The following is a 13,174-nucleotide window of genomic DNA, read 5'->3' as shown; positions in this document are numbered from 1 at the left end:
GATCAGCATCTCGCTTCGCTGCGCTCGCAATGACGAGGAAGTACAACGGCTAATTCAGCGAGCGCCCCGGCATCCGCCGCCGCGCGTCGGCGATGAATGGCGTGCTCCCCAGCATGGCCTGCGCCTTGTCGAGCAGGGCGCGCGCCTCTGCGGGGCGGGTTCCGGCGGCCGCGTAGCTGGAGCCCAGCGCCTGCGCCGCCAGCGCGCTGGAGCGCTGCAGGCGATAGGCCGCGCGGGCATCGTCCTGCGCGGCGGAGAGGTCGCCCGCCGCGACTTGCGCCATCGCGAGATCGGACAGCAGCTCGACATCGCCCCTGCCCCCGTTGTCGCGCAGCCAGACGAGGATGGCGCGGGCGCGGGCGATATCGCCGGTGCCCGCGGCCAGTTCGGCGGCGGCCCGCAGCGCCGCGCGGCTGGTCGGGTTCTGCTGCAGGTAGGCCGCGACCATGTCTTGCGCGCCGCGCAGGTCGCCGGCCATGGCATAAGCGGCGAACCGACGCTCGAAGAGGTTCTCCGGCAGCCGGATCTGCGATGCCAGCACGTAGCGGGCCTGCGCCTCGGCTGCGTGGCCCAGCGCAAGCTGGACATCGCCGGCCAGCGCCTGCGCATCGTAGAAGCCCGGGTCTGAACGCCGCGTCGCCTCGGCCGCCGTCGCTGCCGTGCCCGCCTGCCCGAGTGCGAGCAGTTCGCCGATCCGTCCGGCATCGCCCAGCACGCGCAACCGTGCGAGGTTCGGACGCGCGGCGCGGTCCAGCAGTTCCCCTGCCCGCTGGCGGTCGCCCAGCACTTCCCAGGCCCGCGCCACCGCCGTCAGCATGTAGGGCGAGGCTTCGCCGTCGTTCACCTCGTCGGCGAAGCGCAAGGTCGCGTAGCGGTACTGCCCCGCCATGGTGATCGCGCGCAGCAGCAGTTCGCGCGCGCGCAGGTCGTCCGGGCGCATGCGCAGCACGTCCTCGAGCGCCTCGGCGGCGGCACCCGGGTTGCCGGCGGCGATCTCGACCACGCCGCGCAGCATCTGCACGCCGGGCTGGTCGTTCAGCTTGTCCTTCGTGCGCGCCAGCAGCCCGCGCGCAAGTCCGTAATTGCCCGCACGCGCCGCCAGCACCGCCTGGAGATAGTAGGCACGCGGGTTCTTCGGGCTCAGTTGCAGCACCCGGCGGGTCACCGTCAGACACTCGGAGGCATTGCCGAGTTCGCCCAGCGTCGCGGCATATTCGAGCAGCACCGAGACGTCGTCCGGCGCGCTCATGATGGCGCGCTCGAACCAGGGAATCGCGGCCAGCAGGCCATAGCGATCGCGCACCAGCTGCCCCCGGAACTCAAGCGCGCGGACATGGCCGGGATCGAGCTTCAGCGCATGTTCGGCGGCATCGATCGCCAGCAGGTGCTCGCCCCCGGCGTAGCGCAGGCGGCCCACCTCCACCCACAGCGAGGCGTCGTCGGGCGTGATCTTCAGCGCTTGGTCGTACGCGCGCCCCGATGCCGGCAAGTTGCCGTCGAGCCGCTCCAGCAGGCCCAGCGCGCGCCATCCCTCGGCGGCGGTCGTCTCGGTGAACCGCCCCGGCGCCAGCCAGGGCCGTGCGCGGTCGCGCTGGTTCTGCGCCATCAGCGCCTCGCCCATGTAGGCGTTGACCTCCGCCCCGGCCGCGCCCTGTTCCAGCGCGGCGCGCAGCTTGGCCTCGGCATCGATGCCGTCGCCGCGCGCCAGCGCCTTGCGGGCCAGTGCGATGAGCCGCTCGCTGCGCGGTGCCTCGCCATGGGCGCGCGGGGTCGCCGTCGTCAGCACCAGCGAGAAGCACACCGCCAGAATCGCCAGCGGCGGCACGATCGCCGCGCACCAGCGCAATACGCCTCGCAGATGTCCCCCCCGCATCGTCCGATCAGGTCGGCTGGAGGTCGTACTGCTTGAGCAGGTCGTAGAGCGTGGGGCGGCTGATCCCCAGCATCTTGGCGGTGCTGGAGATGTTGCCCTCGCTGCGCGCCAGCGCATGGCGGATAACCTTGCGATCGGCCTGCTCGCGCGCGGTCTTGAGGTTGAGCGCGGCCAGCGCCTGTTCGTCAGGGTCCGCAAGGTCGAGATCGACGGCGCTCACCAGCTTCTCGTCGGCCATGATGACGGCGCGCTTCACCCGGTTCTCCAGCTCGCGCACGTTGCCCGGCCACCCCCAGGCGTCGATCGCGGCCAGCGCATCGGCCGAGAAACCGCGCACGCGCGGGTTCATCTCCTTGGCGTAACGGGTCAGGAACGCCTTGGCCAGCAGGGTCGGATCGCCCGGCCGCTGCGCCAGGCTGGGAATGCGCACGACGATCTCGGCGAGGCGGTAGAACAGATCCTCGCGGAAGCGTCCTTCGGCGATCATGCCCTCCAGGTTCTGATGGGTGGCGCAGACCACGCGGGTATCGACCGGGATCGACTGGCGGCTGCCGACGCGCTCGATCACCCGCTCCTGCAGGAAGCGCAGCAGCTTGACCTGCAGTTGCAGCGGAATGTCGCCCACTTCGTCAAGGAACAGCGTGCCCCCCGCCGCCTGCTCGATCTTGCCCGGCGTCGTCTTGACCGCCCCGGTGAAGGCGCCCTTCTCGTGCCCGAACAGCTCGCTTTCGAGGAGGTTCTCGGGGATCGCGGCGCAGTTGATCGCCACGAACTCGCGCTTGGCCCGGCCGCTCGCCTCGTGCAGGCCGCGCGCCAGCAGTTCCTTGCCGGTGCCGCTCGCCCCCAGCAGCATGACCGAGACGCTGGTGTTGGCGACCCGCTCGATCGTGCGGGCGACCTTCACCATCTCGGGCGCGGCCGTCAGCATGCGGCCCAGCACCTTCTCGTCCTTCTCGACCTTGCTGGCGAGGCGGCGGTTCTCCTCCTCCAGCCGGTGCAGGTGCAGCGCGCGGCGCACGATATGGCCAAGCGCGTCGATGTCGACCGGCTTCTGGTAGAAGTCGTAGGCCCCGCGCGCGATCGCCTGGAGCGCGGATTCGCGCGCGCCGTGCCCCGAGGCGACGACGACCTTGGTGTCGGGCTTGAGCGCCATGATCTCGTCGAGCACCGCGAAGCCCTCGGTCGTCCCGTCGGGATCGGGCGGCAGGCCGAGGTCGAGCGTCACCACGTCGGGCATTTCCGAGCGCAGCAGCGCGATGGCGCTGGCCCGGTCGCTCGCGACGAAGACCTCGAAGTCCTCGTAGGCCCACTTGAGCTGGGCCTGGAGCCCCGCATCGTCCTCGACGACGAGCAGCTTGGGCAGCTGCACGGATTGGCCATCAGTCATCAGGCGACCTTTTCGGCGTAATTCGGATGGATGTCGCTCGCCGCCGCCAGCGGCAGGCGCACGGTGAAGCGCGAGCCCAGCCCCTCGCGCGATTCGACGTCGAGGCGGCCGCGCATCGCCCGCACCAGTTCGCGGGCCTCGAAGGCGCCGATGCCGAAACCGCCCGACTTGGTCGAGACGAACGGCTTGAACAGGCGGTGGCGCACGAAGTCGGCGCTCATCCCGCTGCCGCTGTCGAGCACCTCGAAGCGCGCGTTGATGCCTTCGACGGTGAGGGTCAGGAACACCGGGCTGCCCGGCGCGCTGGCGTCGAGGGCGTTCTGCACGAGGTGGACCAGCACCTGTTCGAGCGAATGGCGGCTCGCGGTGATCGCCAGGTCGCGCGATTCGGCAAGGACGACCTGCCCGCCCGCCTTGAACCGCTCCATGACCACGGCCAGCACGTCGCGCGTCTCGACCTGTTCGAGCCGGTCCACGCCGCCCGACCCATAGCGCGAGAGGCGCGCCAGCAGCGCATTGAGCTTGTCGGACGAATTGCGCAGCGTCACCAGCATGTCGGCGCGGAAGGCGGGCTTCTCGGCATGCAGCTCGGCATTGCGCGCGAGCAGGCTGAACTGGCTGGCGAGGTTCTTGATATCGTGCATCACGAAGGCGATGCGGCGGTGGAAGTCCTCGAAGCGGGCGCTTTCGGCCAGCGCCTGCTGGCTGGCGTTCTCCGACAGGTAGCTGGCCACCTGCTGGCCGATGACGCGCAGGAGGTCGAAGTCCTCCCAGTCGAACTTGCGCGCCAGTTGCGGGCGGGCCAGCACCACCATGCCGACCAGCCGCTCGTAATGGACCAGCGGGATCAGCGCCCAGGCACGCGGATGGTCGAGCAGCCAGCCGGGCACTTGCGCACCGCGCTGATGGCCGGTGCGCACGTCGTCGAGATCGGCGATGAAGCCGCTGCGTTCGAACCAGGCGATATCCTGCGGCGGCATCGCCATCGCGGGCACTTCGATCTCGCGCCAGTTCCAGCGCGCCGCCAGCGTCAGTTCGCCAAGGTCACCGGGGGTCAGCAGCAGGCCTGCCGGGCTTTCGAAGACGTCCGCGATCGACTGCACCACGCGCTCGCCGAGCGGCGCCGTCTGGTCGCTGCCGATAGTGCGGGTGAAGCGCAGCCATTCCTCGCGGTAGTCGTAGCGGTGCTGGAAGAAGTGCTTGGCCAGCATCACCTTGAACCAGCCGCGCACCCGCCGTGACGGCAGCACCACCAGCGCGAAGGCGCTGCCCATCGTCAGGAAGGCCAGCTCGATCAGCCGCGCGAAGTTTCCGCCCGCATAGGACAGCCACTGCGCCACCGCGACCATCGCCACCAGATAGATGCCGATGACGAGCAGCGAGAACGTCTGGAACGTCACCGCACGCGAAGGGCGGATGCGCAAGTCGTCGCGATTGCCTGCGCCGCCGATGGCGATGCACAGCGCCAGCGCGGCGGCCGGCAGCCCGCGCAGCGCGGCGATCTCGTAAGGCCAGCCGCCGGCGAGATAGGCGATGGTGTAGAGGTTGAGGTCGAAAGCCCAGAGCAGCGCCAGCCCGATCGCCGGCCAGCGCAGCGCGGCTCGCGATTCGCGCGGCGCACCGGCATAGAGGTTGTGCGCCAGCACCAGCCCGCCCACCGTCACCAGCAGCCGGAACATCACGTTGAACTCGAAGGCGATGGCCAGCACCTCGCGGTCGATCTCCAGCCGCGAGAGGCCCGAATTGACGGCGAGGTGGACGATCTCGACCACGCCCAGCGCCAGGATCACCGGACGGATCGGCGCCACGCTGGCGTCGCGCCCGTCACTGGCGAAGAGGCGATAGACGACGACCAGCCAGCCCAGGTTGCGGGCGCTCTCGGCCAGCGCCGGGGCGAAAGTCACCGCCGGGCTGGCGATCGCCGCCGCGCTCGCCAGGCTCCACAGCGCGGTGAACAGCAGCGCCGCCACCATCGCGGTTCCCGCCGCGCCGAACCTTTCGCGGCGCGGGAACAGCCAGATCGCCACGCTCGCCAGCGCGATGGCGCCGGTGAGGTCGAGGCCGACGCCCAGCGTCGCCCACAAGCCCATGGCCTGCATCAGCGCGCTCCCTCGCTCCACAGCACCACCCGCAAGGTCTGCAGGATGATGAGGAAGTCGAGGAACGGCGTGTAGTTCTTGGCGTAGTAGAGGTCGTATTCCAGCTTGTGACGGGAATCCTCGATCGAGGCGCCGTAAGGATAATTGATCTGCGCCCAGCCGGTGATGCCGGGCTTCACCATGTGCCGTTCGGCGTAGTAGCGCAGCTGGTCCTCGAGGTCGGCGACGAATTCGGGACGCTCGGGGCGGGGGCCGACGAAGCTCATCTGGCCCTTGAGCACGGTCCAGGCCTGCGGCAGCTCGTCGATCCGCACCTTGCGGATGAACTTGCCGATCCGGGTGACGCGCGGGTCGTCCTTGGACGCCCACTGCGCGCCCGCCACCTCGGCATCGGTGCGCATCGAGCGCAGCTTGATGACGTCGAAGTTCTGCCCGAACAGGCCGACACGCGGCTGGCGGTAGAACGCCGGGCCCTTGCTGTCGATCTTCACCAGCAGCGCGAACAGCACGATCACCGGCGCGGTGACCAGCAGCAGCAGCAGGCTGACGGCGATGTCGAACACCCGCTTCGCCCCGCTGGAAAGCGCGCGGCCCGAAGAGAACCCGTCGGAGAAGATCAGCCAGCTCGGGTTGACGGTGTCGAGATCGACGCGGCCCGTCTCGCGCTCGAGGAAGCTGGAGAACTCGTTGACGTGGACGCCGGCGGTCTTGATGCGCAGCAGATCCTTGAGCGGCAGCGCGTTGCGGCGCTCTTCCAGCGCCAGCACCACTTCGCTGACGCCCAGGTTCTCGACATAGCGCGTCAGGTTGTGGATCGCCGAGCGCTGGATCGCTTCCTCGACGACGTGGGCGGAATCGCTCATGCCGACGTAGCCGACGATGACGAAGCCGCTCTCGGGCCGCTCGCCCAGGTGCCGCAGTCGCTGCGCGCGCTCGCCCGCGCCCAGCACCAGCACGCGGCGGCGAAAGGCGGTGGTGCCGAGGAAACCGCCGAGCAGGAGCCGGTTGAGGATCATCAGCACGATCGCGAAGGCCATCGAATAGGCCAGGGTCGAGCGCCAGAAGTTCTGTCCGCCGACGAGGAAATCGACGAAGGACAGCGCGATCACGCCCAGCGAGATCGCCACCAGCAACCGGGCCGAGGCGAACCGCATCGACCGCAGCGCCTCGGCGCCGTAGACCCCCACCGCCACCATCGACAGCGAGAGCACCGCCGCGAAGGCGCCGTGCGCCAGCAGGCGATCGGCCAGCGGCGCCGGATCGATGCCGATCTGCTCGGCACGCAGCCGCCACGAGGTCTCGTTGGCGAGGGCCAGAAGCAGTACGTCCACCAGCCAGAGCAGCAGCACCGCATGCGGGATATAGTGTTTGAACAGACGAATCATCGTCGCTTTTGCCATCCTTCGCGGGCCGAATTCCGGCACTCGGCGCAAGGACTAGGGCAAAGGCGTAAAATGTCGGTAAATCTTACACCGACCGGAAGGCCCCGTTATTTCGGCATGAGTCTCAGCGCGGTATACGTCAGCGCCTGCGACGCAGAGGCGATCACCTTGTCCGCCTGCGGGGCCCAGAACGGGCTGTGCAGCGAGGGCATCGGCGGCCCGCCCGCCTTCGCCGCCGCGAGCCTGGCCGGATCGGCACCGCCGACCCAGAAGATCACCGACTTGATTTGCGCCTCGTCGGCGCGGCGCAGTTCGCCGAAGTCCTCTCCCCCCATCACCGAGGGCGTGATGACGACCTTGTCATCGCCCATCCGCGCCTTGAGATCGGCCACCGCGCTTTCCGCGAACTCGGGGGTGTTCCAGGTGGCGCGGGTATGCGGCTCCTTCACCGAGACCGTCGGCATCAGATCCTCGGGAATGCCCGAGGCGATCGCCTCGCCGCGCGCGACCCGGGCGATGCCGTCGAGCAGGCGCGCGCGGGTCTCGTCCGAATAGCTGCGCACCGTCAGTTCCAGCTTCGCCTGGTCGGAGATGATGTTGTGCTTGGTGCCGGCGTGGAACGATCCCACCGTCACCACCACCGGATCGAGCGGATTGTTCTCCCGGCTCACCAGCGTCTGCAGCTTCATCACGATCGCGCTGGCCAGCACGATGGGATCGCGCGTGGTCTGCGGATAGGCGCCGTGCCCGCCGACGCCGCGCACCAGCAGGTCGACGCTGTCGACGTTGGCCAGCGCCCAGCCCTTCGCCGCGCCGACGACACCGGCGGCAAGCTCGGGCGTATCGTGGAAGGCCAGCGTGTAGTCCGGCTTGGGAAACCGGGTGTAGAGCCCATCCTTGAGCATCTCCAGCGCGCCCAGCCCCATCTCCTCGGCGGGCTGGCCGATCATCACCAGGGTGCCCGACCACTGCGCCTTGTTCGCCGCCAGGAGCCGGGCCATCTCGATCCACGCGGTCATGTGGGTATCATGGCCGCAGGCATGCATGATCCCGCTTTCCACCCCGGCGGTCGAAGTGCCCCGCCGGGTCGAGGCGAAGGGCAGTCCGGTCTGCTCGATCACCGGCAGGCCGTCCATGTCCGCGCGGATCAGCACCGTCGGCCCCGGCCCGTTGCGCAGCACCGCGACGATGCCGGTGCGGCCGACTTTCTCGGTCACCGTGAAGCCCGCCTTGCGCGCGGCGGCCGCCATGATGCCGGCGCTGCGGACTTCCTGGAAGCTGAGTTCCGGATTGGCATGGAGATCGCGATAGGTCTCCATCAGGCCCGGCATGTCGCGCGCCACCGTGTCGGCGATCGGATCGGCCAGAACGGGCGACGAGGCAGCCGCAAGGGCACCGGCGGAAGCAAGGAGAAGCGCGCGCATGATGCGAAGGCTACCCGTTCCCGCCGACGCCGCAAGGGTTCCGCAAACGGGCATGAAGTTTTTCTCGCAGGCCGGAAAGAAACACCCGATCGACATTCTCTACTGAATACGTAGATTGAATGTCGAAGCGCAGGGCCCGCCTGTGCTTCCGCGGCATTTGATGGCTGTCAGCTTGCTCCGCGTCACCAACCGCTAAAGCGCACGAAACCCAGGCGACAACGCCGGCTTCGTGCCTCCTGATGGAGATACGAAATGCTAGATTCGATCCCTCGCATCACTACCCGGGTGCTTCGTTCCCGTACATCCTCTCCTGATTCGCGACTGCCGCATCCTTCATGGCGCGCCGCCGGGCCGGTGCCGGGCGATGGCGCCGCCGCGATCCGCAACGCGGGCGACTTCTGGTCGCGCCTTGGCCTATGACCCCCTCGGGCGGCATCGGATCCGCAACTCTCCAGCCGGATTTCGATGTCGCCCGTTAACATGAGTTGTGCCAGACAAGCCCCGTGAAGACCGCGCTCATCATCCGCCACGTTCCCCACGAAGGGGTCGCAGGCTATCGCAAGCCCATCGAGGACGCCGGCTACGAGGTGAGCCGCATCGACGTCAGCGATCCGGGATTCTCCTCGCTCGACTTGCGCGAACCGGACCTGCTCATCATGATGGGCGGGCCCATGGGCGTCTACGAGCAGGATCGCCATCCCTGGATCTCCTGCCAGCTGCGCCGCCTGGCGCTGCGGCTCGAGGCGGACCGGCCGACGCTGGGCGTGTGCTTCGGCGCGCAGATGATGGCCGAGGCACTGGGCGCCAAAGTCTATCCCGGCCCCGCCAAGGAAGTCGGCTTCCACCCCGTGCAGGTGCACCGGCACGCCGCCGACAGCCCGCTTCGCCACGTCCGCGAGGTGCCCGTGCTGCACTGGCACGGCGATACCTTCACCCGGCCCGAGGGCGTCGAACTGCTCGCGTCCACCAGCCTCTACGAACACCAGGCGTTCCGGCGCGGCCGCACGCAGCTCGCCCTGCAGTTCCATGCCGAGATGGGCGAGGATCCCCGCTTCGACGCCTGGATCGAGCAGTGGCCCGAAGCGGTGGTCGAAGCCGGCGGCTGCCCACGGGCACTGCGCCGCACGCACGACGAACTCGGCCCCGGCGCCGTCGCGGCCGGACGCGCGATGATCGCCGACTGGCTGGCCCAGCTGGACTGAGCCGGACGCCGCCGGCATCACGCCCGCGGCGCCCGATTATCCTTCAGGCAGCAGCAGGCTGGAGTCGCCGTAGCTGTAGAAACGGTAACCTTCCGCGATCGCGTGGGCATACACCGCCTGCATCTTGTCCAGCCCCATCAGCGCCGAGACCAGCATGAACAGGGTCGATTTGGGCAGGTGGAAGTTGGTCATCAGCCCGTCGATCGCCCGGAAGCGGTAGCCCGGCGTGATGAAGATCGCGGTGTCTCCCTCGAACGGGCGGATCACGCCGTCCTCCCCGGTCGCGCTCTCCAGCAGGCGCAGGGAGGTCGTCCCCACCGCGATCACCCGGCCGCCGGCGGCACGCGCGGCATTGAGCCGGTCCGCCGTCTCCGCGTCGATACGGCCGAATTCGGCGTGCATGCGGTGGTCGGCGGTGTCGTCGGCCTTGACCGGCAGGAAGGTTCCGGCGCCGACGTGAAGCGTCAGCGTCTCGCGCACCACGCCCGCCGCGTCGAGCGCCTCGATCAGCTCGGGCGTGAAGTGCAGCGCCGCCGTGGGGGCGGCGACGGCCCCCTTCTCACGCGCGAACATCGTCTGGTAATCACTGGCGTCGGCCTCGTCGGTGGGGCGCTTGCCGGCGATGTAAGGGGGCAGCGGCATGCGGCCGGCGCGTTCGAGCAGCACTTCCACCGGCTCGTCACCCTCGAACAGCAGCGTCCAGCTGCCGTCCTCGTGCCGCTGCTCGGCCAGTGCGGAAACCTCGGCCGGGAAGGCGATGCGATCGCCGGGGCGCAGGCGCTTGGCATTGCGCACGAAGGCCTGCCAGCGGCGCAAGTCGATGCGCTTGTGCAGGGTCGCGCCGATCCTGGCCTCGCCGCGCGTGCCCTCCAGCTGCGCGGGGATGACGCGGGTATCGTTGAACACCAGCACGTCGCCCGCGCGAAGCCGTCCGGGCAGGTCGCGGACGTGATGATCGGCGAAAGGGGCATCGCCATCGGCCACCAGCAGCTTCGCCGCGTCGCGCGGGCGGGCCGGACGCAGGGCGATCAGGTCGGTCGGCAGGTCGAAGTCGAAAAGGTCCACGCGCATGGCGGCGCGCTAGACCAGAGCGGGGTTCGGGGCAAGGCTATGCCCGGCCCCTTCCCTGCTGCCTTTGTTTTCGTCATTGCGAGCGAAGCGAAGCAATGACGAGCAGTGGTCGGGACGAAGAGTGCCCCCTCAGTTCGACTTGGAGTTGTTCAGGTCCGACACCGAAGGCGCCTTCAGCGCGGGCGCCGCGGGAGCGACCGGCGCGGCCGGTGCCGGCTTGTTGTCCGAGGCGAGCGAGGCCTGGACAATCTTGGTCGGGTTCTCGGGCGGCTCGCCGCGCTGGATCGCATCGACGTACTGCATGCCGCCGATCACGCGGCCGAACACGGTGTACTTCCGGTCAAGCGCGAAGCGCGGATAGAATACAATGAAGAACTGGCTGTTCGCGCTGTTCGGATCGTTGGTGCGCGCCATCGACACGGTGCCGCGCAGATGCGGCATCGAATTGAATTCGGACTGCAGGTCCGGCAGGTCCGAGCCGCTCTGGCCGGTGCCGGTGGGATCGCCGGTCTGGGCCATGAAGCCATCGATCACGCGGTGGAAGATGAGCCCGTTGTAGAAGCCGCGCTCGGTCAGCGTCTTGATGCGCTCGACATGGTGCGGCGCCCACTTCGGCATGAGGCGGATGGCCACGCGCCCGCCGTCCGACAGGTCGAGCAGCAGGACGTCCTGGGGATCGTGGGTGACGTCGGTGTCGATCACCGTCGGCAAAGGTGCAGGAGGCGTCGGCGTGGCCGCCACCTCGTCCTTTTTGTCCTTGTCCTTCGCGATGGCCGGGGCCGCAACGAGGGCGGCGCCGAGCATCAGCGCGGTCAGGGGAAGGCGAAACTTCATGTATCTGTCACCTGGGCAATGAACGGCCGAGCCGCGTAATCGGACGCGATAAAGCGCCCCCGCTGTCGGCACAATGAATGATTTCCACGCGGACCCGCCCATCCGCGCAAGCTCAGTAGTCCCCCAATAGTCCGTTTTGCGCGATCCGCCCGACGACGTCCTCACGTACCGCCGGGCTGACGAACTTCGCGATGTCGCCCCCGAACATCGCGATTTCCTTGACCAGCTTGGACGCGATCGGCTGCAGGCTGACGTCCGCCATCAGGAACACTGTCTCGATGGTGGAATTGAGCTGCTGGTTCATCCCGGCCATCTGGTATTCGTACTCGAAGTCCGCCACCGCGCGCAGGCCGCGCACGATCACGCTGGCACCCTGCTTCTGGGCGAACTTCATCAGCAGCGCATTGAAGCCGACGACGCTGACGTTGTCGATCCCCATCGCCGCGACCTCGCGCTCGACCATGGCCATGCGCTCGTCCGGCGTGAACAGCGGGTTCTTCGACGGGTTGGTGGTGACGCCGATGATCAGCTTGTCGACCAGCTTGGCGCCGCGCCGGATGATGTCGGCATGGCCCAGCGTGATCGGGTCGAAAGTGCCGGGGTAGACGCCGATACGCTCAGCCGAAGCCATCAGTGATCCCTCTCGATGATATAGCGCGCGACGGCGCGAAGGAGGTCCGCTTCCCGGCCGTGCTGGGCCAGGTGGCCAATCGCCTGCTCGACCAGCATGCGCGCCTGTTCGCGGGCGCGTTCGGGGCCGAGCAGCGAGACGAAGGTTTCCTTGCCCGCCGCCGCGTCCTTGCCCACGGCCTTGCCGGCGAGAGCGGCGTCGCCCTCGTGGTCGATGAGATCATCGGCGATCTGGAAGGCCAGCCCGATGTCGCGGGCATAGCCGCGCAGATGTGTGCGCCCCTCCGGCGGAATGCGGCCGAGGATCGCGCCCATCTCCACCGCCGCACCAAGCAGCGCGCCGGTCTTGAGCTGCTGGAGGCGGGTGACGGTCTGCAGGTCGAACTCGCTGGTCTCGGCGACGAGGTCCATCATCTGGCCGCCCGCCATCCCCTGCGCGCCGCTGGCGTGGCCAAGCGTGCGGACGAGTTCGATGCGGGTAAAGGGATCAGGCGTGGTCGCCGGATCGGACAGGACCTCGAAAGCGAAGGCGTGCAGCGAATCGCCTGCAAGCACGGCAGTGGCCTCGTCGAACGCCAGATGAAGCGTCGGCTTGCCGTGCCGCAGGGCGTCATCGTCCATGCACGGCAGATCGTCGTGGATCAGCGAATAGACGTGGATCGATTCGATGGCGATGCCCGCCCGGATCGCGGCTTCGCGCTGGACGCCGTACATCTCGGCGACGCTGGCGAGCAGCAGCGGACGCAGCCGCTTCCCCCCGCCGATCGCGGCATAGCGCATCGCCTCCACCAGCTTCGCGCGGGCATCGTCGGGAACGGCGAGCAGCGCGTCGAAGGCGCCGTCGATCTCCTCGGCGATCCGCGCGAGGCCATCGGCCAGCAGCGAATCGGGCGCGGCCACTTCGGTCACAGGTCGAAAGGCTGGGTGCCCGCCGCCGCGCCGTCCGGCCCGGCGACGATACGCTCGATCCGCGCCTGCGCGGCGTCGAGGCGCTTCTGGCAATGCTGGCGCAGCTTCTCGCCCTTTTCGTAGAGCGAGATCGAATCTTCCAGTGGCACGTCGCCGCTTTCGAGCTGGCGCACGATGGTCTCCAGCGCGCGAAGGGAGTCCTCGAAGCTGAGCGTGTCGATGGTCGAAGTTTCGGATTCCATGGGCAAGCAATGGCGCTCGGCGCAGTAACGGTCAAGGTGGCGGCGGTATTTACCCGTCACCAGGGAGTATCGGCCACTCTGGTATAGCTAGACCCCCTTTAGGTGCCGTTGAGTGCCGTTA

11 protein-coding genes are annotated in these 13,174 nt (G+C 68.6%); 1 reads left to right on the top strand and 10 read right to left on the bottom strand.

Annotation, left to right across the window (positions count from 1 at the left end; translation table 11 throughout):
* Positions 1 to 49: 49 nt before the first annotated feature.
* From V2S85_RS00900 to V2S85_RS00880, 5 genes are all read right to left on the bottom strand, one after another.
* Positions 50 to 1,873 carry a tetratricopeptide repeat protein gene (locus V2S85_RS00900; protein ID WP_330700998.1) on the bottom strand — a complete coding sequence of 608 codons (1,824 nt, stop codon included), beginning with the start codon at positions 1,871 to 1,873 and terminating at the stop codon, positions 50 to 52.
* Between the two features lie 7 nt (positions 1,874 to 1,880).
* A complete protein-coding gene (prsR, locus tag V2S85_RS00895; protein WP_330700997.1) occupies positions 1,881 to 3,260 on the bottom strand; it encodes a PEP-CTERM-box response regulator transcription factor in 1,380 nt (459 codons plus the stop codon).
* Positions 3,260 to 5,359, bottom strand: coding sequence for an XrtA/PEP-CTERM system histidine kinase PrsK (prsK, locus tag V2S85_RS00890; RefSeq protein ID WP_330700996.1), 2,100 nt, complete (start codon positions 5,357 to 5,359; stop codon positions 3,260 to 3,262). Before prsK ends, prsR begins: the two co-directional genes overlap by 1 nt.
* A complete protein-coding gene (locus V2S85_RS00885) occupies positions 5,359 to 6,744 on the bottom strand; it encodes a TIGR03013 family XrtA/PEP-CTERM system glycosyltransferase (protein ID WP_330700995.1) in 1,386 nt (461 codons plus the stop codon). Before V2S85_RS00885 ends, prsK begins: the two co-directional genes overlap by 1 nt.
* A 104-nt stretch (positions 6,745 to 6,848) precedes the next feature.
* A complete protein-coding gene (locus tag V2S85_RS00880) occupies positions 6,849 to 8,165 on the bottom strand; it encodes an amidohydrolase (RefSeq protein WP_330700994.1) in 1,317 nt (438 codons plus the stop codon).
* A gap of 503 nt (positions 8,166 to 8,668) precedes the next feature.
* On the opposite strand from V2S85_RS00880, the gene V2S85_RS00875 reads away from it, so the two are divergent.
* The gene (locus tag V2S85_RS00875; protein ID WP_330700993.1) at positions 8,669 to 9,367 is read left to right on the top strand and encodes a glutamine amidotransferase; all 699 of its coding nucleotides are present in this window, start codon (positions 8,669 to 8,671) and stop codon (positions 9,365 to 9,367) included.
* Between the two features lie 36 nt (positions 9,368 to 9,403).
* Here V2S85_RS00875 and queA read toward each other — a convergent pair whose 3' ends face one another.
* The 5 genes from queA to V2S85_RS00850 form a co-directional block, all read right to left on the bottom strand.
* A complete protein-coding gene (gene queA, locus V2S85_RS00870) occupies positions 9,404 to 10,438 on the bottom strand; it encodes a tRNA preQ1(34) S-adenosylmethionine ribosyltransferase-isomerase QueA (protein WP_330700992.1) in 1,035 nt (344 codons plus the stop codon).
* Positions 10,439 to 10,567: 129 nt separating this feature from the next.
* Positions 10,568 to 11,272 (bottom strand): peptidylprolyl isomerase, encoded by a 705-nt coding sequence (locus tag V2S85_RS00865; RefSeq protein WP_330700991.1) that lies wholly within the window; start codon positions 11,270 to 11,272, stop codon positions 10,568 to 10,570.
* 112 nt (positions 11,273 to 11,384) lie between these two features.
* Positions 11,385 to 11,903 carry a pantetheine-phosphate adenylyltransferase gene (gene coaD, locus V2S85_RS00860; protein WP_330700990.1) on the bottom strand — a complete coding sequence of 173 codons (519 nt, stop codon included), beginning with the start codon at positions 11,901 to 11,903 and terminating at the stop codon, positions 11,385 to 11,387.
* Entirely contained in the window at positions 11,903 to 12,811 is a 909-nt protein-coding gene (locus V2S85_RS00855; protein ID WP_330700989.1) for a farnesyl diphosphate synthase, read from the bottom strand. Before V2S85_RS00855 ends, coaD begins: the two co-directional genes overlap by 1 nt.
* Positions 12,808 to 13,053 carry an exodeoxyribonuclease VII small subunit gene (locus tag V2S85_RS00850; RefSeq protein WP_330700988.1) on the bottom strand — a complete coding sequence of 82 codons (246 nt, stop codon included), beginning with the start codon at positions 13,051 to 13,053 and terminating at the stop codon, positions 12,808 to 12,810. The genes V2S85_RS00855 and V2S85_RS00850 overlap by 4 nt, the downstream gene beginning before the upstream one ends.
* Positions 13,054 to 13,174 lie beyond the last annotated feature (121 nt).

Source organism: Novosphingobium resinovorum (assembly GCF_036352595.1).
GTDB classification, from domain to species: Bacteria; Pseudomonadota; Alphaproteobacteria; order Sphingomonadales; family Sphingomonadaceae; genus Novosphingobium; species Novosphingobium resinovorum_B.
This window is presented reverse-complemented; position numbering and strand designations above follow the sequence as displayed.